Source organism: Acinetobacter sp. X9 (assembly GCF_054889255.1).
On the sequence record NZ_CM142679.1, the window covers coordinates 2081493 to 2103608 of the forward strand.

Annotated in this window: 21 protein-coding genes; 18 read left to right on the plus strand and 3 right to left on the minus strand. The window is 36.8% G+C overall.

From position 1 onward, the window contains the following. Positions 1 to 28: 28 nt before the first annotated feature. The 12 genes from ACYU0V_RS09915 to putP all read left to right on the plus strand — a co-directional run bounded on the left by ACYU0V_RS09915 (position 29) and on the right by putP (position 12634). Complete coding sequence (locus ACYU0V_RS09915) at positions 29 to 1192, plus strand: ribosomal protein uL16 3-hydroxylase (protein ID WP_130172756.1); 1164 nt, start codon at positions 29 to 31, stop codon at positions 1190 to 1192. Positions 1193 to 1547: 355 nt separating this feature from the next. Then, positions 1548 to 2111, plus strand: coding sequence for a TetR/AcrR family transcriptional regulator (locus ACYU0V_RS09920; protein WP_002121343.1), 564 nt, complete (start codon positions 1548 to 1550; stop codon positions 2109 to 2111). Between the two features lie 468 nt (positions 2112 to 2579). Continuing rightward, positions 2580 to 2891, plus strand: a complete 312-nt coding sequence (locus ACYU0V_RS09925; RefSeq protein ID WP_002121379.1) for an ArsR/SmtB family transcription factor — start codon at positions 2580 to 2582, stop codon at positions 2889 to 2891. Positions 2892 to 3298: 407 nt separating this feature from the next. Beyond that, positions 3299 to 4501, plus strand: coding sequence for a serine/threonine transporter SstT (sstT, locus tag ACYU0V_RS09930; RefSeq protein WP_461847236.1), 1203 nt, complete (start codon positions 3299 to 3301; stop codon positions 4499 to 4501). Positions 4502 to 4506: 5 nt separating this feature from the next. Then, positions 4507 to 5187: a YoaK family protein gene (locus ACYU0V_RS09935; protein ID WP_033849841.1), complete on the plus strand. Its 681-nt coding sequence runs from the start codon at positions 4507 to 4509 to the stop codon at positions 5185 to 5187. Positions 5188 to 5190: 3 nt separating this feature from the next. Then, complete coding sequence (locus ACYU0V_RS09940; RefSeq protein WP_002121466.1) at positions 5191 to 5727, plus strand: DUF2058 domain-containing protein; 537 nt, start codon at positions 5191 to 5193, stop codon at positions 5725 to 5727. 361 nt (positions 5728 to 6088) lie between these two features. After that, positions 6089 to 7936: an ABC transporter ATP-binding protein gene (locus ACYU0V_RS09945; protein ID WP_227061231.1), complete on the plus strand. Its 1848-nt coding sequence runs from the start codon at positions 6089 to 6091 to the stop codon at positions 7934 to 7936. Further along, a complete protein-coding gene (locus tag ACYU0V_RS09950) occupies positions 7936 to 8376 on the plus strand; it encodes a MaoC family dehydratase (protein WP_002121358.1) in 441 nt (146 codons plus the stop codon). Before ACYU0V_RS09945 ends, ACYU0V_RS09950 begins: the two co-directional genes overlap by 1 nt. Positions 8377 to 8484: 108 nt before the next feature. Continuing rightward, complete coding sequence (locus tag ACYU0V_RS09955; RefSeq protein WP_002121430.1) at positions 8485 to 9510, plus strand: AraC family transcriptional regulator; 1026 nt, start codon at positions 8485 to 8487, stop codon at positions 9508 to 9510. Positions 9511 to 9547: 37 nt separating this feature from the next. Beyond that, a complete protein-coding gene (gene gcvH, locus ACYU0V_RS09960) occupies positions 9548 to 9922 on the plus strand; it encodes a glycine cleavage system protein GcvH (RefSeq protein ID WP_005069578.1) in 375 nt (124 codons plus the stop codon). Between the two features lie 101 nt (positions 9923 to 10023). Continuing rightward, positions 10024 to 10731: an SIR2 family NAD-dependent protein deacylase gene (locus ACYU0V_RS09965; RefSeq protein ID WP_227061233.1), complete on the plus strand. Its 708-nt coding sequence runs from the start codon at positions 10024 to 10026 to the stop codon at positions 10729 to 10731. A gap of 412 nt (positions 10732 to 11143) precedes the next feature. Continuing rightward, the gene (gene putP / locus ACYU0V_RS09970) at positions 11144 to 12634 is read left to right on the plus strand and encodes a sodium/proline symporter PutP (RefSeq protein ID WP_068566128.1); all 1491 of its coding nucleotides are present in this window, start codon (positions 11144 to 11146) and stop codon (positions 12632 to 12634) included. 33 nt (positions 12635 to 12667) lie between these two features. Here putP and ACYU0V_RS09975 read toward each other — a convergent pair whose 3' ends face one another. Continuing rightward, positions 12668 to 13156, minus strand: coding sequence for an Lrp/AsnC ligand binding domain-containing protein (locus ACYU0V_RS09975; RefSeq protein ID WP_151302599.1), 489 nt, complete (start codon positions 13154 to 13156; stop codon positions 12668 to 12670). 124 nt (positions 13157 to 13280) lie between these two features. On the opposite strand from ACYU0V_RS09975, the gene putA reads away from it, so the two are divergent. From putA to ACYU0V_RS09995, 4 genes are all read left to right on the plus strand, one after another. Next, entirely contained in the window at positions 13281 to 17033 is a 3753-nt protein-coding gene (gene putA, locus ACYU0V_RS09980) for a trifunctional transcriptional regulator/proline dehydrogenase/L-glutamate gamma-semialdehyde dehydrogenase (protein ID WP_461847242.1), read from the plus strand. A 106-nt stretch (positions 17034 to 17139) separates the two neighbouring features. Next, a complete protein-coding gene (locus ACYU0V_RS09985) occupies positions 17140 to 17613 on the plus strand; it encodes a GrpB family protein (protein ID WP_461847244.1) in 474 nt (157 codons plus the stop codon). A gap of 107 nt (positions 17614 to 17720) precedes the next feature. Continuing rightward, positions 17721 to 18806 (plus strand): tRNA (uridine(54)-C5)-methyltransferase TrmA, encoded by a 1086-nt coding sequence (trmA, locus tag ACYU0V_RS09990; RefSeq protein ID WP_461847246.1) that lies wholly within the window; start codon positions 17721 to 17723, stop codon positions 18804 to 18806. A gap of 248 nt (positions 18807 to 19054) precedes the next feature. Next, the gene (locus tag ACYU0V_RS09995) at positions 19055 to 19285 is read left to right on the plus strand and encodes a hypothetical protein (protein ID WP_000011679.1); all 231 of its coding nucleotides are present in this window, start codon (positions 19055 to 19057) and stop codon (positions 19283 to 19285) included. Positions 19286 to 19320: 35 nt separating this feature from the next. Here ACYU0V_RS09995 and ACYU0V_RS10000 read toward each other — a convergent pair whose 3' ends face one another. Further along, positions 19321 to 20067 (minus strand): phosphodiester glycosidase family protein, encoded by a 747-nt coding sequence (locus ACYU0V_RS10000; protein WP_064784063.1) that lies wholly within the window; start codon positions 20065 to 20067, stop codon positions 19321 to 19323. A gap of 193 nt (positions 20068 to 20260) precedes the next feature. On the opposite strand from ACYU0V_RS10000, the gene ACYU0V_RS10005 reads away from it, so the two are divergent. Beyond that, positions 20261 to 20851 carry a lecithin retinol acyltransferase family protein gene (locus ACYU0V_RS10005; protein WP_461847265.1) on the plus strand — a complete coding sequence of 197 codons (591 nt, stop codon included), beginning with the start codon at positions 20261 to 20263 and terminating at the stop codon, positions 20849 to 20851. 45 nt (positions 20852 to 20896) lie between these two features. Here ACYU0V_RS10005 and ACYU0V_RS10010 read toward each other — a convergent pair whose 3' ends face one another. Then, entirely contained in the window at positions 20897 to 21487 is a 591-nt protein-coding gene (locus ACYU0V_RS10010) for a YceI family protein (RefSeq protein WP_002121395.1), read from the minus strand. A 213-nt stretch (positions 21488 to 21700) separates the two neighbouring features. On the opposite strand from ACYU0V_RS10010, the gene ACYU0V_RS10015 reads away from it, so the two are divergent. Next, the gene (locus tag ACYU0V_RS10015; RefSeq protein WP_032003499.1) at positions 21701 to 22108 is read left to right on the plus strand and encodes an OsmC family protein; all 408 of its coding nucleotides are present in this window, start codon (positions 21701 to 21703) and stop codon (positions 22106 to 22108) included. The last annotated feature ends 8 nt before the right edge of the window (positions 22109 to 22116 follow it).

Genomic DNA, 22116 nt, shown 5'->3' on the forward strand with positions numbered 1-22116 from the left:
CTAGATATTTTATAAATAGGTTATTTCCATGACAGAACCTTTAGCAGTTTTAGGCGGTATTACTGCCGAGCAATTTTTAGCAGAGTATTGGCAGAAAAAACCTTTACTGGTGCGTAACGGATTGCCAGAGATTGTAGGTCTTTTACAACCCGAAGATGTGCAAGAACTTGCCTTGGAAGAACATGCAAGTGCCAGACTGATTCGCCAAAAAGATAAAAATCCAAACGAATGGCACGTAAAATCTTCACCTTTAACCAAAGGTGATTTTCAAAAGCTACCAAAATTATGGTCAATTTTAGTACAGGCAGTAGATCACTACTCTTTTGATCTTTCTGAACTTTGGAAAAAATTTCCTTTTATTCCTCAATGGCGCCGCGATGACATTATGGTGTCTTATGCGCCTAAGGGTGGTTCAGTTGGGAAGCATTTCGATTTCTATGATGTGTTTCTAGTTCAGGGGCATGGTCATCGTCGCTGGCAGCTAGGTCAGATGTGCGATGTAAATACTGCATTTGTACCCAATCAACCATTAAAACTTTTGCCAGAAATAGATGTGCAATTTGATGAGGTTTTAGCACCAGGCGATTTACTCTATGTTCCTCCTGGAATGGCACATTACGGTGTTGCCGAAGATGACTGCTTAACATTCTCATTTGGCTTTCGCATGCCAAACGTTGCAGGAATGATGGAACGTATTAGCGATCAATTTTCAGCTAATACTTTACTTCAAAATCCTGTTGTAGATATCGCACGCAAACAAATGAGTCAAATTGGTGAAATTAACTCAACTGAACTAAGTTATCTAAAAAACCTAGTTTTAGCTCAGTTGCAAGATTCTGCAGCACTTGATGCCGCAATCATGTCATATATGAGCGAACCTAAATATCCAGATAATATCCCAGAACCTGATGAGATCGAAGCTGATGATCTTCAAGAGATCTTACATGAAGGTTATGAAGTTTTATTAGAACCTGCCTCTCGCCTACTTTATACAGAAAATAACGGAATTCTAAACTTCTGGGGAAATGGCGAAGCGCTATGTATAGCTGAAGCTTTTGTACCAAAATTAAAAGCTATTGCTGATGGAGAAAGCTTAGCTTTCGATAGCGAATTTAATGAGCTTGAAATCCTTGAAAATGTTGCGTACTTACTCAACGAATCTATTTTGATGCTTTTACCTCCTTCAGAGTAAGAAACTTTAATAAAAGTGGACTTATCAAAGCAATGGAAAGTCCACTTTTAAATTGGCCGACAAACTCAAAAATAGATTCATTATTTGTTTATTAATTTCCCCATTTTAAATTTTAAAATCGACTTATCGCAAAAATATTGAAGTTAAAAGATTTTGAAAACGGAAGTATAATTATTTAAATATATAGCCTAAAACTCTTTACCATTCTCTTAAAAGTAAAACTTCAGCGTTTAAAAAAATAATATCTTTTTTCTATCAATAACAAACAATACCTTGTAAAATTAAATTATCTAGATTCTCATTGATAAAGATCACCGTTCAAGCTAATAGCAATTCATTTGTGAGAGGCTAAAATATGTCGAAAAAAGATGACATTATTAACACCGCATTAAGACTTTTTAACTCGTATAGCTATAATTCTATAGGTGTAGATCGCATCATTAATGAATCTGGCGTTGCAAAAATGACTTTCTATAAGCATTTTCCATCAAAAGAAAAATTAATTGAAGAGTGTCTACTTCTTCGAAATACGCTTCTACAAAATTCTCTTACTTCTGCCTTATCAAAACATGATGAGTTAGACCCTCTTGCGCGAATTAAAGCAGTATTTTTATGGTATTCGGACTGGTTTAATAGCGAAGATTTTAATGGCTGTATGTTTCAAAAAGCTTTGGAAGAGGTTTTAAAACAATATCCTTCAACACATCAACCTGCTACTTTGTATAAAGCTTGGTTGACCCAACTCATGCAAAATCTTCTTAACCAATATGATGTAAAAGAGCCAGTTCCCCTATCTTTACTACTCGTTAATATTTTGGAAGGTATGACCATACAGGCTCAGGTCGAACATGGTTCAATAAAAATCAATGATTATTGGACTCGAGTAGAAAAATTAATCGATTTTGAAAGAGCTGCATAAAAATAAAGCGTGATATTCTTCTTCTTATATTTAATGATTCTTCTTATGTATCACGCTGCGTCTGAAAGTGATTTTGGTTCAAAATTAGACGTTTTTTTCGACCTTACCAAACCAAAATATACAGACCTGTCTGTACATAACAGATTATATATTTAAAAAATAAAAACTCAATCTTTTTTTATGTTTTACTTGAAGATAAATTGGATTTAACTATTTATCGAAAGCAAATTGAAATTGTTTTAGGTTGACTTCGTTTCACTTATACTTAACAATTACACTTATAACACAAAGCAACATTTTAGACACAAAAGAAATACAAATAGTTGTTTTTAATTAGAAAGACTACTTATTTATCAATTCCCCTTATATTGCTTTTCAACAAAAACAATTGGATTGATTAGTTTTGCTACATTCATTTTCATAAGATCAATCTATACTATGCCCGCTATATTGATATAGGTATAAAGTATGAAAGATGGACTCCAAATCGAAGAAATGAAAAATGCGGCTGATTCAGTCGTTGGAATTCTTAAATCTTTGGCTAATACAGATCGTTTATTAATTTTATGTCACTTAGCTTATGAGGAGTTAAATGTTTCTCAAATTGAAGAGAAGACCCAAATTACCCAGCCCACTCTTTCACAACAACTTATGATGCTACGTAAAAGTGATGTTGTATCAACCCGTCGTGATGGCAAGCAAATTTTTTATTCAATTAAGGATGACAATATGCATTCAATTTTAAATACGCTTCATCAGCTGTACTGTGCAAGTAAATAATATTTTTTAAATTATAAATTATAATAATAGTAGTAACTTCCTGAAATATGCGATTTTTCAGCTTGAAAGCTTAGAGTCCAATCCAAGCACAAAGTTTTGAAAATTCGCGTAGCTTTTCTAAAAAGCTCAACCATATTTAACTTTTTGCCACCCTATTTTCTTTAGCCTATTCCATGCTTTCACAGCTTTTTGATATACCTAGTTTTTTAATGAGCAATTAACAAGCAAAATCACCAACTCCAAAATTAAAAATATTAAATTAAGGCCAATAAAAACAAATATTTAATATTACCATTAAGTATAAATACTTCTAGGTGCTATAAAAAAGCTTAAGATTCACATCACTTAAGTATAAAATACTCCGCTTGTTCAACCTTTAGCCATGATTAGGTTAATAAGGCCTTTATATGCTTGCATTCTTTTCTCGATTAAGCTTAGTCACTAAGATTATTATCGCCATTATTCTAGGGATAGGCGTTGCATTACTATTTCCGAACGTTACGCCTTACTTAAGTTTATTTGGTGAGCTTTTCATTAAAGCCTTAAAGTCGGTTGCCCCTATTTTAGTTTTTGTATTGGTGCTTTCTTCTATTGCCAACTTCCAAGTGGGTCATAGCGCCAATTTACGCCCTATTATGATTCTATATGTGGCAGGTATGTTGCTTGCAGCTTTCACAGCTGTGATTGTCAGTCTTTCTTTTCCAAGCACATTATTCCTCAATACAGTTTCGCATAATGATTTACAAGCGCCTGGTAGTCTCGCAGATATATTAAAAAACTTGCTCTTAAGCTTTATTGCGAACCCTGTTCAAGCAATTAGTGAAGCTAACTTTATTGGTATTTTAGCTTGGGCAATTGGCCTAGGTTTAGCTATGCGTCATAGCTCAGACACCACAAAACAAGTGATGCAGGATGTTTCACATGCTGTAAGTGCTATTATTCATAAAGTAATTGCTTTTGCACCAGTCGGTATTTTCGGATTAGTTGCAGTGACTTTTGCCGATGCCGGCCTTGCAACACTTGAAAGCTATGCACAATTATTAGTGGTATTGTTAGGTACCATGTTCTTTGTTGCTTTAGTTATCAACCCTATTCTTGTTGTCCTTACTATACGTGGAAATCCATACCCTCTCGTATTTAAATGTCTAAAAGAAAGTGGTATTACAGCTTTCTTTACTCGAAGCTCAGCAGCAAACATTCCAGTTAACTTAGATTTGGCAGAGCGTTTAGGTGTTAACCCATCTACAGCTAGTGTCTCTATTCCTTTAGGTGCAACAGTAAATATGGCAGGTGCAGCAGTCACGATTACTGTACTTACATTAGCTACTGTGCATACGCTTGGCATTCATGTTGATTTTGCGACAATGGTTATTTTATCAGTTGTTGCTACTGTTTCAGCTTGTGGTGCTTCTGGTGTTGCTGGTGGTTCTTTACTACTCATTCCAGTCGCTTGTAGTTTATTTGGTATTTCAACAGAAATTGCTATGCAAGTTGTAGCTGTTGGTATGATTATCAGTGTATTGCAAGACTCTACAGAAACAGCCCTTAACTCATCTACAGATGTATTATTTACCGCAGCTGTAGATATTCGCTCTAAGCAAACGTCTTAAACAAAATGCCATTTCAACGTCTACCAAACTGGTTCCAACTTGGAGCCTTTTTGCTGGCATTTAATGCCGGAATGATTAATGTCTTAGGGTTAATTACTCTTTTGCATCAATCTATTTCACATATGACTGGCAACGTTAGTATGCTGGCTATGAGTTTGGTAGAGTGGCAACCAGAACATATCATTTTTTTACTTCTGGTGATTATTTGTTATGTTTGCGGTTCATTTTATAGTGGTTTTATTTTAGGTAGTAGTCATTTTCGACTAGGTCGTCGTTATGGCTTACCTTTGAGCCTTGTTGCCTTATTCATTTTCCTTTGCTGGCTATTGCTTCCTTATTTTCCACGCTATGGATTATTATGGGCTTGTACGGCAATGGGGTTACAAAATGCGATGGTAAGCCACTACAAAGGAACGATTATTCGCACTACCCATCTATCTGGTGTGCTGACTGATATTGGTTTAGCACTTGGATATAAAGCCAGAGGCTTAATTGTAGAAAATCGACGTATTGTTTTACATTTACTTATTCTTGCTGGCTTCCTTCTGGGTGGAATTCTTGCCGCCTCAGTACATCCATATTTGAAACTACAATCATTTTTATTGCCAGCAATTTTAAGCTTAGCCTTAAGTATTTCTTACTGGATAGTTTATCTCTATAGTACTTCAACTTCACACAAGGACTAAGACATGGTTAAAAATGCCTTACAAGCACAGCTATTAAAAGCTGGTTTAGTTGATAATAAAAAAGCAAAAAAATTAACAAAGCAAGCTCATCACGAACAACGTCTTGGGCTAAGTAATGAAGCTGAAATCAAAGCAAATATTGAAAAAGCTCAACAAGAAAAGTTAGCTAAAGATCAGGCTTTAAATTTAGAAAAACAGAAACAGCTTGAAGAAAAAGCACTTAAAGCATCAATCATCCAGATGATTAAGCAGCACAAGATTACTGATTTTGCTGGGGATGTGGCTTATCAATTTATTGATGAAAATAAAATCAAAAAAGTGTATCTATCTCAGCAAGTTTATAATGCACTTGTTGCAGGTAGCCTAGTTATTGCTAAAGATCAAGATCAATACGCCTATCTTCCAAAAGCTTTAGGTGAAAAAATTGATCAAAAAATGCAAGGCTTCATTTTGATTAATAATGCTGAGAAAAACGAACAAGCCACAGATGAGGAAGATCCATATGCAGCATATGTTATTCCAGACGACCTAATGTGGTAATACAATACTTAGGCCTTTAGGATATAGATCTAAAGGCCTTTTCTAATACGTGTAGCTGTAATAATTTAACAAATGTTCAAAATACTAAGAAAAAATACTTAAAGCATAAATTCCTTCCCCATTTATCTATTAATCTCGATATAATGAATAATACTTTTAGTCCTCGCGACGTTCTTGAAGGTTTCTTCAAGTCTCCTTTTTTACGTCATGTATTAATTTAAGACGTACAACATTATCAGTTCATGTGTATTTGCATATATTCACAAGATCAAAACCCTAAGTGATATTGATCTAACTGACTTTTTGCAAATTAAATTGCAAAGATTTAATTAAGTGGCTTTTGTCTCAAAGGTAGTAATTCATGCTGAAGTGGTTTGAAAAACTTGTAGATCCCTACCCAACTAAAGGTTTAGATGAACCCTTACCGACTCGTTTTTTTCCATTTGTGTGGCAAGCTACGGAAGGCCTACGCCCTTACTTATTCTTACTTATTCTTTTTACAGCAGGTGCTGCAAGCTTTGAAGCCTTACTTTTTTCAAAGATTGGACAACTCGTAGACTGGTTAAGTAAAAGTCATCCAGAAAGCTTTTTAAGTCAGCATGCTACTGATTTACTCATTTTGATTGCGGTCTTATTTACCAACATCTTTTTTGTAAATATTCAATCTATTATCAAACATCAAATTTTATATAGCACCTTCCCAATGCGTTTGCGCTGGCGTTTCCATAATCTTTTATTGAAACAAAGCTTGGACTTTTTCCATAATGACTTTGCAGGACGACTTTCTGCTAAGGTTATGCAAACAGCGTTAGCAATCCGTGAGTTCTGGATTATTTTGGGTGACATGTTGGCATACGTCAGCATTTACTTCATTACAGTCAGCATTGTTCTTGGCGCAATTTCACCAATTTTACTTATTCCACTTTTAGTTTGGTTAAGCCTATTTTTATTAAGCGCATGGTTCTTTATCCCCCGCTTAAGTAAAGTTTCTCAGCAACAAGCCGATGCTAGAGCGATCATGACGGGCCGTGTAACAGATGCATACACCAACATCCAAACGGTAAAACTATTTGCCCATGCTGGTCGTGAAAGCCAATACGCAAAAGCATCTATGAAAGAGTTCATGACTACAGTCTATGCTCAAATGCGTTTAGGTACCCTCTTTGAAGTCAGCATCAATATGTTGTCTGCTGTTTTGTTTGTAGGTGTAATTGGTACTTCTGTTTGGCTATGGACCCAAGGTTTAGCAGCATTAGGTGTAATCGCAGCAACGACTGCAATGATTTTAAAACTTAATAGTATGGCTGAATTTATGATGTGGCATATGTCAGCCTTATTTGAAAATGTTGGAACCATTCAAGATGGTATGCAAACATTAGGTAAAAAAATCAATATTCAAGACAAACCAGATGCGAAACCACTTGCAGTGACCAAAGGTGAGATTGTATTTAAAGATATAAGCTTTGCTTATAACAATAAAAATGTGATTGATCACTTCAACTTGCATATTAGAGCAGGTGAAAAAATAGGAATTGTGGGCCGTTCTGGCGCAGGAAAGTCTACGCTGATTCAGTTGCTTTTACATTTTTACCATCTTAAGCAAGGTGCTATTTTAATTGATGGCCAAAACATCGAAGATGTAACTCAAGATAGTTTAAGAGCTAATATTGCTTTAGTTACTCAAGATACGTCTTTATTACATCGCTCAGTTGCAGAAAATATTAAATATGGTCGCCCAGATGCGTCTGATGCAGACATGGAGAATGCTGTAAATAAAGCCAAAGCTGCTGAATTTATTCCACAATTAGTTGATTTAAAAGGACGTAGTGGTTATAACGCTCAAGTAGGTGAACGTGGCGTCAAGCTTTCTGGTGGTCAAAGACAGCGTATTGCTATCGCACGTGTTTTCTTAAAAGATGCTCCTATTCTTATTTTAGATGAAGCAACTAGTGCATTAGACTCGGAAGTTGAAGCAGCAATCCAGTCAAGTTTAAATGACCTGATGGTTGATAAAACCGTTATTGCAATTGCACACCGTTTATCTACTATTGCACAAATGGACCGTTTAATCGTTCTTGATGAAGGTCGAATTGCTGAGCAAGGAACTCATGAAGAGTTAATTGCGCAAAATGGTATATACGCACAGTTATGGAAACGTCAAACAGGCGGTTTCCTAATTGAACAAAAAGTATTACAGGGTCAAGATTAATGCTTTATTTAGAAGATTTGAAAATTGGTGATCGTTTCATTAGCCGTGAATATGAAATTACCTTAGATGAAATCAAAAAATTCGCAAGCTCCTATGACCCTCAGCCCTTCCATATAGATGAAGAACAAGCTAAGCATGATCCAATTTTTCAGGGAATTGCTGCTAGCGGTTGGCATACTTCTGCAATTACTATGCGGTTATGGACGGAATGTATGCCGATTCATGGTGGCCTGATTGGTTCAGAGTCTAGCTTACGGTGGCCACGCCCTACTCGACCAGGTGATAAAATTCATGTGGAAGCCGAAATTTCAGCGATCACACCATCCAAAACAAAATTAGATCGTGGTATTGTAAGTTACGTTACGCAAGCCTTAAATCAAAATGGCGACGTATTACTTATTTCAACAACAAAAATTGTTGTCTTTAAAAAGAATGTTTAAAACATGGTTGATATGATTGTCTAACAGTTTTTATAAACTCAGATTATATTTCATGACAAGATGTGTAAGAAATGCATGTGACAAATTGATGAGAGCAATGGAACGCATATGAAAATTACCTCAGCTCGTCAAGATCAAGGTATTCCGGGTGTCTATGGCTTATTGCTATTAGATGTTGTTTCACGTTGGGGATATAACGATGAAACATTATTTGCTCCATTTCATCTTACTAGTGAGCAACTGGCCGATCCTGATTATCGTATTTCTACACCTGTAGCAAACGAACTGGTTAAACACGCGCTTAATTTAACTGGTGAAACTACGTTGGGTTACCACCTTGGTACTCAAATGCGTATTTCGATTCATGGCTTCATTGGCTATGCAATTATGACAGCCAAGGATATTACAGAAGCAATTGCTCTTGCAGCACGTTTTATTCAACTACGTTTACCTTTTTTACAATTATATTTTTCAACGTTTGGCCCCAAAGCGACCTTACAATTACAATGTGATATCGAACTTGAGCCTTTACGTACAGAAATCGTTTTAGGTTTGACCATTGGTATTATGAGCATGGCCAAAGCGATTACGGGGATTGAAGACTTAGCCGGCGATGTAGATTTAGATTTTCCTGAGCCAGAAGGCTTTGAAAAGTATAGAAATAAACTAAGCAGCACAATTCGCTTCAACCAGCCACATCTGATTTCAAGTTTTGATAAAAAATACTTAGGAATTAAATTAGTTAATGCTGATCCTATCGCAAGTCAGGTTGCTATTAATCAGTGCGAAGCCGAACTTTCCGCTTTAGGTGAGCGCCGTCGCTTAGCAATGCGAGTTCGTGATATTTTAAGTAATTCTGAACAACATTATTTAAGCATTGAAAATGTAGCTGAATGTCTACACATGTCAGACCGTACTCTAAAGCGCCAATTAGCGGCTGAAGGAACTTCATTTTCTACATTGGTTGATGAAGTGCGCTATCGACACGCAACATCTCTGCTTTCACGTACAGATTACAGTCTTGAGCAAATTGCAGATGAACTTGGCTATTCGGACGTTGCAAATTTTAGCCGAGCTTTTAAACGTTGGAGTGGTCGCAGTCCGAGCAACTGGCGTAAAGACCCATACTTATAATGTTAAAAACTATTGGACACAAGCTTAAGGAGTTACCATGAATCATCCTTCGGAACTGAAGTATGCACGTACACATGAGTGGGTAAAGATTGAGGGTGATCTTGTTATTACAGGGATTACCGATCATGCACAAGATGAACTTGGCGATTTGGTTTACGTTGAAACTCCAGAAGTTGGGAGTAAAGTTACTGCTGGCGAACAAGCTGGTGTGGTTGAATCAGTAAAAACTGCTTCTGACATCCATGCTCCTGTTTCTGGCACTGTAGTAGAAGTAAATACTGACCTTGAAGATGATCCTGATTTTGTAAATGACGATCCATATGGAAAAGGCTGGATTTATAAAATCAAACCAGACAACATTGCAGATGTTGAAAAACTTTTAACAAATGCAGAATATGAAGCTGGCTTATAAAAGATAGCTATAGCTTTTCATATTTAATAAAAACCAGTTTAGTCTTAAACTGGTTTTTCTTTATCTATTCAAAATCTATTCAAATTCAGTTTTAAGAATCGGTGACTTTTATGACAAAGCTTGTTGTATTCTCTGGCGCTGGCATGAGTGCTGAAAGTGGAATTAGCACTTTTCGTGACAGTAATGGTCTATGGGAAAATTACGACATCCAACAAGTTGCCACACCTGAAGCATGGCAAAAGAACCCTGCTCTAGTTCAACGCTTTTATAATGAGCGACGTAAAAATATTTTAGAGGCTGAACCCAACGAAGCTCATCACTATATTGCCAAACTACAAGACTATTTTGACGTACAAGTGATTACTCAAAATATTGATGATTTACATGAACGGGCTGGAAGTTCCAAAGTTTTACATTTGCATGGAAATATTCGTTTAGCGAAAAGCTCTGGCCCGAATGCACAATTTACAACACAGTTTTACCATATTAATGGTTGGAAGCTAGATTTAGAACAAGACTTTTGCCCGGATGGCTATCCCCTGCGTCCACATGTAGTCTGGTTTGGTGAAGCTGTACCTGCCTATGAAGAAGCAATTCAATTAGTACAGAGTGCAGATATTTTTATTGTGATCGGCTCGACATTAAGCGTATATCCGGTTGCAGCTTTAGTTCATGAAATTTCAAATCAATGTAAAGCCTACTATATAGACCCAAATGCTGATCATCTGCGTGTTCCTCACCAATATGAATTGTTAAAGATGTCAGCGACTCAAGGAATGCATAGACTTTTTGAAAATTTAATAGGCTAATTGCTATTTTTAGACACTAAATAAGCCTAACTTGAATAAAAAAAATTATTAATTGAACAAAAAATTGTCGTTTTTTTTAACTTTATTCTAAATTTCTATAAATTTTTTTTGACCAATATTCTATTTATAACTCTATATCGATTTATTTTTTTAGAAAATAACATTTTTTTGCTGAAAAAATTTAAAAAAATAAATATTAAAAAATTATAAGTTGATGATTAATATTGTAATTTTATATCTTTAAAATCAACTTATTTTAAGTTACACAATGATACAAAAGTACAATATAAAAATAACAGTGCAAAAAAAATCTTTTGTGGTTGAATCTCAACCTCTTGGATGCCGTACAAGAAAACAGCGACCTGGATTAGGTTACAATCACGGATTATGGATATAAGGACACACATCCATTATGAGTTATTTTGATCCCACCCTCATCATGTTTATGGTGTACATCGTAGCAATGGTTCTTATTGGCTTATTTGCCTACCGTGCTACAAGCGACTTCTCAGATTATATTCTCGGTGGTCGTAGTTTAGGCAGTTTCGTAACTGCATTATCCGCAGGCGCATCAGACATGAGTGGTTGGCTGCTCATGGGTTTACCAGGCGCGATTTATCTTTCTGGTTTATCTGAAGCGTGGATTGCAATTGGTCTTATTATCGGTGCTTGGCTTAACTGGCTACTGGTTGCTGGTCGATTACGCGTTCATACTGAAGTCCAAAATAATGCACTCACGTTGCCAGATTATTTTACAAGTCGTTTTGACGATCAGAAAAAAGTACTTCGTATTTTCTCTGCCGTTATCATCTTGGTTTTCTTTGCAATTTACTGTGCTTCAGGCATGGTAGCAGGCGCCCGTTTATTTGAAAATTTATTCGGAATGTCATACACCACTGCTATTTGGCTCAGCGCAATTGCAACCATCAGTTATGTTTGTATCGGTGGATTCTTAGCGATTAGCTGGACCGATACGTTCCAAGCTGGCCTAATGATTTTTGCTCTGTTATTAACACCAATCGTAACTTATCTTGCAATTGGCGATACAACACAATTTGTGACACTCATTGAAACTGCTCGTCCACATGCGTTTAACATCATCTCAGATTTGAGTGTTGTGGCGGTTCTCTCCTCCATGGCATGGGGTTTGGGTTACTTTGGTCAACCACATATCCTTGTACGTTTCATGGCTGCTGACTCTGTAAAATCAATTCCTGCTGCGCGCCGTATTGGTATGACTTGGATGATTTTATGTTTAGCTGGTGCAGTCGGTGCTGGTTTCTTCGGTATTGCTTACTTTGAGCAACACCCTGAACTAGCAGCAGTTGTAAGCAAAAACCCTGAAACAGTATTTATGGAATTGACTAAAATCTTATTCAATCCATGGATTGTAGGTATCATTCTAGCTGCGATTTTAGCAGCCGTGATGAGTACATTGAGCTGTCAGCTTTTGGTATGTTCAAGTGCGTTAACCGAAGATTTGTACAAAGGCTTCATTCGTAAGAATGCATCTCAAAAAGAACTTGTATGGGTTGGCCGTATCATGGTTCTTGCGATTGCTGTTCTTGCAATTGCTCTTGCTGGTAATCCAGACAGTAAAGTTCTTGGTCTTGTTGCTTATGCATGGGCTGGTTTCGGCGCTGCATTTGGTCCGCTTATTATCTTGTCATTGTTCTGGAAACGTATGAATTTACAAGGTGCTCTAGCGGGTATGATCGTTGGTGCAGTTGTAGTGATTGGCTGGAAAAATCTTTTCGCAGACACTGGTGTTTACGAAATTATCCCAGGCTTTATTCTTGCATTTATCAGTATCATTGTAGTGAGTCTCTTAACTAAAGCGCCAAATACGACAGTAACTGGCCGCTTTGAAAAAGCAGATGAACTCTACAAAGAAAGTGTATAATTATTGAAATAAATCAAAGGGGCTTCGGCCCCTTTATTTACTTTTAGTTTTGATTTTAATTTTTGAAGTATCTTTTACAACTTGCATGACAGGATAACTACGAGTCTCTTTTACCCCTGGTAATTGCCACAGTACCTGCCCCGCAATTCGTCTAAACTCTTCCATGCTGCCACTTCGTAATTTAATTAAAAAATCAAACCCACCACTCACCATATGGCACTCAACAATTTCAGGATAGTGAACCACAGCATCAATAAACTCGTCTAAAACATTGGGGGTAGTCTTATCTAATAGCACCTCTACGAACACCAAAAAATTTGCGTTTAACTTGATTGGATTCAATTTAGCTTCATATCCTAAGATGAATTCATCTTTCGTTAATTTTTGAACTCGTGCCATCACTGCTGTTGGTGACAAGTTAACAAGTTCCGCCAATTTACTATTAGAAATTCGCCCATCTGTTTGAAGAATATCCAAAATTTTTAAATCAGTGCGGTCAAGGCTTAAAATTGGGCCATTCATCTGAATTTTCCTCTAAAAAATGGACTAAATATAGTGAGTTATTCGGTGTTTCTTCTGTAATGATAAATTATCTAAACCTCTCTACTCAAGAAGGGAGTATGAGAGTTGCTTGGCGGAAACTGATATGAACACAATGGATACTTTTCATCAAATGGATAAATCTCACCAAGGCTATATCACCGAATTTAACGATAAAAGTGAGTTTGAACAACGCATTAATACAGCTTGGCGACGTGCTGAACCAGAAGCTGTAGAAGAGCTATTACAAGCTGCCGCGGTATCTGATGATTTAGATCATAAAATTTATGACCTTGCTTTTAATCTTGCCAATAATTTACGTGAGCGTAAGACCTCTTCGGGCAAAGCAGGTATTGTTCAAGGGTTATTACAAGAATTTTCTCTTTCTTCACAAGAAGGCGTGGCGCTCATGTGTCTTGCCGAAGCTTTGCTTCGTATTCCAGACTCAGCAACACGTGATTTGCTTATTCGAGATAAGATCAATCAAGGTAACTGGAAAGAACATGTTGGCCAAAGCAGCTTAATGTTTGTAAATGCTGCGGCATGGGGCCTCATGTTAACTGGTAAGCTCATGGAAACTCCTAAGCAAACCAGTCTTTCAAGTGTACTTACTGGCCTTTTAGCACGCAGTGGACGTGGCATCATTCGTAAAGCTGTTGACGTTGCAATGCGTATGATGGGTGAACAGTTTGTGACTGGTGAAACCATTGAAGAAGCTGTAGACCACGCCAAAGTACTCGAAGACAAAGGTTTCCGCTATTCTTATGACATGTTGGGTGAAGCAGCTTTAACCGAACATGATGCTGAACGCTACTTTAACGATTATACGCAAGCCATTCATGCAATTGGTAAAGCATCTAATGGTAAAGGCGTTTATGATGGCCCAGGTATTTCAATTAAGCTTTCTGCTTTACACCCTCGTTATCAACGCGCGCAAATTGAACGTGTTCATCAAGAACTTTACGGCAAAGTATTTGAACTCGCTCGTTTGGCTAAAAAGTACAATATTGGCTTAAATATCGATGCTGAAGAATCAGAACGTTTAGAAATTTCTCTTGAGTTACTTGAGCGTCTTTGCTTCGAGCCAGAACTTGCAAACTGGAAAGGTATTGGCTTCGTTATTCAAGCTTACCAAAAACGCTGTTTCTTCGTGGTTGATTATATTATTGACCTTGCTAAACGCAGCCAAAAGCGTCTCATGATTCGTCTTGTAAAAGGCGCATATTGGGACAGCGAAATTAAAAAAGCGCAAATCGAAGGTATGGATGACTACCCTGTCTTCACTCGTAAAGTACATACCGATTTATCTTATATCGCTTGTGCTAAAAAATTACTTGCAGCACCTGAGTTCATCTATCCGCAATTTGCCACTCATAATGCCCAAACATTGGCAACGATCTATCATTTAGCTGATCCAAGCAAATATTATGCTGGTCAATATGAATTCCAATGCTTACATGGCATGGGCGAACCGCTTTATGAACAAGTTGTTGGTCCACGTGAGCAAAATAAATTAGGCGTACCATGCCGTATTTATGCTCCCGTTGGTAACCATGAAACGTTGTTAGCTTATTTAGTTCGTCGTTTACTCGAAAATGGTGCGAATACTTCATTCGTTAACCGTATTGCCGATAAGACACTTAAAGTTGAAGACCTTATCCAGTCTCCAATTTATGATATTCGTAATGCAGCTAAGCTTGAAGGTTCAGTTGGTTTAAAACATCCATCAATTCCACTACCTTTAGATATGTACGGAACACTTCGTAAAAACTCTAAAGGTTATGATTTAGCAAACGATACTCCACTTGCAGCTTTAGATAGCACAGCTCAAGAATTACGTAATCGTATTTGGCAAAGTCATCCATTATTGGCAAATAACGAATGGTTAGAGCAAGGTCATTCTGTTGCAATTACAAACCCAGCACAAAATGATGAAATTGTTGGTTATGTGCAAGAAGCTGATCTTAAGCATGTTGAAATTGCGCTTAATGCAGCTGAACAAGCTCAATCAGAATGGTCAAATACGCCTAAAGAACAGCGTGCTCAATACTTAAAATGTGCAGCTGACCTAATGGAAAGTCGCATTCAAGAATTGATGGTTTTACTTTGCCGTGAAAGCGGGAAAACTTATGCCAATGCCATTGCAGAAGTTCGTGAAGCTGTAGATTTCCTACGTTACTACGCAACTCAAGTTGAGAATCTTCCTGCAAATACAGCTATTCAGCCTTTAGGTACTGTACTTTGTATTAGCCCGTGGAACTTCCCTCTTGCAATTTTCTCTGGTCAAATTGCTGCAGCATTAGTCAGTGGTAACTGCGTTATTGCTAAACCTGCTGAACAAACCCCATTAATCGCTGCTCAAGCAGTTCAGATTTTATGGGAAGCTGGTATTCCACATGGTGCTGTACAGCTACTTCCTGGCCGCGGTGAAACAGTAGGTGCTCAGCTTAGCCAAGATAGCCGTATTGATGGCATCATGTTTACTGGTTCGACTGAAGTTGCAAAAATTTTACAGAAAACTGTTGCGAAACGTTTATCTGAAAATGGTCAATCTATTCCTCTCATTGCAGAGACTGGCGGTCAAAATGCAATGATTGTGGACTCATCAGCATTAACTGAACAAGTCGTACTCGATGTTGTAAGTTCTGCTTTTGATAGCGCGGGTCAACGTTGCTCTGCTTTACGTGTTTTATGTGTGCAAGAAGACAGTGCTGCAACCGTTATTAAAATGCTTAAAGGCGCAATGCAACAGTTGATCGTAGGTAACCCTGCGATTTTAAAAACTGACATTGGTCCTGTTATTGATGACGAAGCAAAACAGACGATTGATCAACACATCCAAAAAATGAAGTCGAAAGGCTATCCAGTACATCAGTTGATGTTTGCTGCAACAAGTCAGAATGAACTGGATAAAGGAACTTTTGTTGTACCAACAGCAATTGAACTCCCTAACCTTGATGATTTGCAGCGTGAAGTTTTTGGCCCAGTTCTCCACATCATTACCTATAAGTATGGTGAGCTTGAGCAGTTGATCTCACGTATTAATGCTAAAGGTTATGGTTTAACAATGGGTCTACATACCCGTATTGATGAAACCATTCAAACGGTCATTCAACATGCTGAAGTTGGTAACCTTTATATCAACCGTAATATTGTGGGTGCTGTCGTTGGTGTACAACCATTCGGTGGTGAAGGTTTATCTGGTACAGGCCCGAAAGCTGGTGGTCCGCTTTACATGTATCGCTTGATGCAGCAGTGTTCAAACAAAGTATTGGCAACACCATTTGCTATGAAGAGTGAGCAAACTGCTTTTGAAGGCTTTAACCGTGAGGTTTATCAGAGCTTACAAAATTGGGCAAAACAACATTTACCACAAGCAAATCGCGAAATTGAACCATTTGGTGTTGGTAAATTTTATGAGTTACAAGGCCCTACTGGGGAAAGTAACCAATATATTATTTTGCCACGTCATCGTGTTCTTTCTATCGCTGATACAGAACAAAATCAGCTGCATCAGTTACTCGCAATTTTTGCAGTGGGTAGCCAAGCGGCCGTAATGCCAAATAGTCCGTTATTGGCAAAATACAAACAAACATTGCCAAAAGATGTGCTTGCTGCAATTACTACAGTTAAAAATATCGCATCAGATGATTTTGATGCAGTTTTACATCATGGTAATCGCGAAGAGATCTTCTCATTACAGCAAGAGATTGCTATTCGCTCTGGTGCAATTGTCGGTATTACCCATGTTGAACCAAATGAGGCTATTCCACTTGAGCGTTTAGTGATTGAACGTGCAATTAGTGTGAATACAGCTGCAGCTGGTGGTAACGCAAGCTTAATGACAATGACTGATTAATCGATAATTTTCAAAAAAAAGCCCGAATCTCAGTATTTGGGCTTTTTTATTTAATAAAGTAATCTATTTTTAACTATATAAATTTTATCAAATTGAGATTCTAATAATGGTCTTTTTAGAACCAGAACAATATCAACAAAGATGCGCTCAGCTTTTTAATTCATATCAAAAAGATATTTCCGCACTTTTACCCTTTGCCAAAATTGAGCATATTGGTTCATCTGCAATACCGAATGCAATTTCAAAAGGTGATTTAGATATTTATATTGAAGTTATGTCTGAGCAATTTGAATTCGCAATAGAACAATTAAAAACACTTAATTTTATCGAAAAACAAAATACATTAAGAACACATGAGCTTCGTATGCTCGAATCACTCAACAATGATGATGTAGCATTTCAAATTGTAGACACGGATTCAATATTCACATTTTTCTTAACATTTAAAAATAAGCTTATAAGCTCACCCACATTGGTCAATGAATATAATCAATTAAAATTACAGTGTAGCCATTTAGACCCCGATCAATATAGAGCAATAAAAGCAGATTTTATTAATCGCGTTTTAAATCATCTCTAGTTTAGGTACCTCTTTTCTCTTATGCATATCTGGTTAAAATTGGCTCCTGTAAGTTCAATTTTTTTGATACCATTCACTATTTGATTCTGTCTAAATTTTCTTTGTCTATGACCTCTTCTTATCGTCAACAACTTCAAGCTAAAATTGAACGCATTACTACTCAATTTTCTGAATTTACACCACCTACATTAGAAGTGTTTGAATCACCTGAACAACATTTCCGTATGCGTGCTGAATTTCGTATCTGGCATACAGAAAATGATATGTTCTATGCCATGTTTGAGCGTAACGATGACGACAAGCAAAAAACCGTTGTACGCATTGATGAGTTTCCAATTGCAGATCAAAGCATCAATGATTTAATGCCAAAACTTTTGGAAGAACTCAAGGCTGAACCTAAGCTTTCTAATCGTTTATTTGAAGCTGATTTCCTCGCAACACTTAGCGGAGAAATGTTGGTTACCCTCATTTATCACCGTAAACTGGATCAAGAATGGGAACAAGCCGCTAAAGCACTTGCCAATAAATTAGATATTAAAATTATAGGCCGTAGCCGTGGCCAGAAAATTGTTATTGGCGATGATTTCGTTGTTGAAGAATTCGAGCTTTTAAATCGTTCATTTAAATACAAGCAAATCGAAAGTAGCTTTACCCAGCCTAATGCACAGGTTTGCAAAAAAATGCTGCAATGGGCATGTGACGCAGCTGAAGGATCAAAGAAACACTTATTAGAACTCTATTGTGGTAATGGTAATTTTACGCTTCCGCTCTCTTTAAAGTTCGAACGAGTATTGGCTACCGAGCTTGCAAAATCCTCTGTTTATGCAGCTCAATGGAACATTGAACAAAACCAAATTGATAATATTCAAGTAGCACGCCTATCGGCTGAAGAGTTTACTCAAGCTTATCAAGGTGAGCGCGAATTCCGCCGTCTACAAGAAGCGAATATTGATATTCAGAGCTATGACTTTGACACCGTATTTGTAGATCCACCACGTGCAGGAATTGATGATGAGACTTTAAAACTTCTACAAGGTTTTGAACGTATTATCTACATTTCATGTAACCCTGACACGTTATATGAAAATTTAAAAACGCTCAGTCAAACTCATCGAGTGACTAAATTTGCCTTATTTGATCAGTTCCCTTATACACATCATGTAGAGTCTGGTGTTTTACTTGAGAAGATTTAAACAAAATCTTTCATTGTAAAGTTTTAAGTAAGGAGGTTATATACCTCCTTATTTTTTAACGCTTTATTAGTTAAGTATTTAAATTTTCAAAAAATATCAAGTCATCTATTCGTCATAATTTCGTTTAACTCAAGCATTCCCATCGAAAATTCTCGAGTTCAATTGGTGGATTTATCACTTATGGAGTCTTGTATTTTATTTTAAATTGGCTATATTTCGAGCTATGTTAGGTTGTATATGAAGGCTCTATGAGTTTTTGGCAAAAGCTGTTCTTGGCAGATCAACAGCATAACGAGCATAAAAACCAAACTGCTTGTGTTGAAAATGACTGCTCATGTAAAACTAATGAACAACTTCTAAGTGCACTTGCACAAGCAACAGATGAAGATGTCATTAAGGGAATTAAAAAAGTTCTTATTTCCCGTGGTTATAGCCGAAAAGAGTTAAATGAACTCACTCAAAAACCGTCTATTCATTAATTAAAAAGCCAGTCTTGTACTGGCTTTTTTATATTTCACTTTACTGCACAATTGGACTCGTCCACCCAACCGACCATTGGTCCCATTTGAAATTGCTGATCATTCCGATTGTTCTTTTGCATATATAAACTAGAAATAGAGCCATCGAGATATAAGGCCTGCTCTACTTTAAGATTTCTTTGAAAAAACTTGGCAAAATTGTAAAAACTCACACGATTCTTAGATATTACAAAGTAGAGTTTATTATCTCGAATACCAACTCCATTACGAATTTTCTTTGATTGAGAGTCTGGTAAAAAAAGGGAATTTATCTTTCCTTCAATAACTAACATTGGCCCAGATTGGGTTGCATAATCAACTTTCAAATTTTGTAGGCTATATTGTTGCATAGTTAAAACAAAGGCCTGTTTTTTATTCCAAGCTACTACCCCATTCGGCTGTAAAAAGAAATTTCCCAATCCTTTATGCTCATTTAAGGGCTGAACTACCTTAGCTTGTTCAATATACAACCCTACTGGAGAAAATCCTAAATGAAACATCCCCGCATTCATTGCAAAGCTAAGCTGCTCACACTGCTTTAATTGTTCATTAATATTGTTAAAGCTTTTATAGTATTGCTGATTATTAGGATTCTTTAAAAACAAGCGTAATGCTTTAAAATCGCTGATCGAGACCACATCGTATTGGTCACCTTCCACCGTTTTAATCTGCTGATGCGCTATAGCATATGCAGTCTGAAACAAAAGCCCATATAAAGCTAAGCACCCGATGCCCCATTTCATTTAACATCACCTGACATGACATTTTCCCTTCATATTAAGTTCTTAAATTATATACAAGAAATATGAATAGATTGGATATGCATCAAATTCTTTCATTCGACGTAATCAATACACTGCAAATTGCTGATATTGGTTATAATGTTTAGCAGCTTTTCAATAAAAGCCATTTACACTTTATTGGATCAGCGTAAGCATGCAACAACCGAATAAACGCTACCCTTTAGGGGCTCACCTCATCGTAAAGCATCTCGGCTATAGCCATCATGGTATATATGCAGGGAGAGGTCGAATTATCCATTATTCCGGCTTAGCTCATTTCATCAAAAAACGCCCGATTGAAATCACGTCAATAGATGCTTTCTCGCATGGCAAAAAAATACACGTCCGTTCTTATGACAAACCTCGTTATAAAGGAAAGATTGTGGTTCGCCGAATGCGTTCACGTATGCATGAAAACCACTATCATTTGATTATTAATAACTGTGAACATCTATGTAGTTGGGCAATTACGGGCATTGAAAGTAGCACTCAAGTTGAACGTATGATGCATCGTTTAACAACTATTGGCTATGTAAGCTCAATCATGAGCTATATGAATGGTATGATGCTGACCGTTGCAACTACATGTTTTGCTCTGGTTCTTTATATTAAAAAGAAACTGCGCGATCAGGCAAAAAGAAAAGTTCCTACTTACCAGTTTTTAAGAGAAAAATCGCAGAAAAGAAATATCGATCCTTCAGCACCCCTAGTATTTATAGATCCAGATAAAAAAGAGCCAGTCTAAATAAAAAAGCCCTCATATTTGAGAGCTTTTTAGAAAACTTATAACTTATTTTTTAGCTGCATTAGCGGCAGTTGCTTCTGTCGTAATGTTTACAGTGATCTTATCACCAACGTTCGGTACATAACTTCCTAAACCAAAGTCAGAACGCTTGAATGAAGTTGTAGCATTAAAACCAATCGCTGGAACTTTAGCCATTGGATGCTCGCCCTGCTTGTTTAAAACAGCATCAAGTACAACTGGCTTAGTTACGCCTTTAACAGTTAAGTCACCAGTAATTTTAAAGTGCTTTTTGTCTTTGGTTTCAACTTTAGTACTTTTAAACGTAATATTTGGATATTTAGCAGCATTAAACCAAGCTTCTTCTTGGAACTCTTTATCCAAAGCAGGAACGTTTGTATTTACACTGCTTAAAGGAATAGTCACATTTACAGATGAGTTTGCTGGTTTAGCATTATCAACTTTAATTACGCCTTGGATATCCGAAAAGTTAGCGCTTGGAGTAGAGAAACCAAAGTGATTCCATGAGAAAACAGTAGCTGTATGTGTTGGGTCAATTTTGTAGTCTACTGGCGCAGCTAAAGTAACTGAACTAGCCAATGCTACTGCCAAACCGAAGCTTAATGTTTTAAGATGCATTTTTCGTATCCTTTATTGATATAGTCGTTAGTGTATACATCAAGTAATTTAATTCACTATTCTTTATAAAACGATATGTTTCATCCATGCAACAATAAAAGCGTTACAGTTGTTATTCAAAAACCATATTATAAAGTATAGATATTCTTCTATTCGAAGCTTCAGATTTATTAATTTTTATTTCAAATTTATTGATTCATAATAAGGTAAAACATGGCTAATACTGCTCAAGCACAAAGTACTTCCACTCCATATCGGGTAACTCTCACCGATCCTTCAGGTCATCAATGGTTTGCAGATGAACCAACTGATAAAGGTGGCCTAGATACTGCTCCGAACCCGGTTCAGCTTTTATTATCCGCTTTAGGAGCTTGTACCACCATTACTTTAGAAATGTATGCGAATCTTAAAGGTATTAAGCTTGAGCATGTTCAAGTGGATTTAGCATTAAACCCTAATGGCGAACCTGAAAAAGGCCAAAATAATATTGAACGAAAAATTACACTCAAAGGTGAATTTACTGAAGACCAGCATAAGCGATTACTAAAAGTTGCAGAGAATTGCCCTATTCATAAGTTATTAACCTCTCAGATTAATATCCAAACAGAACTCACTATTTAACTTCTCAA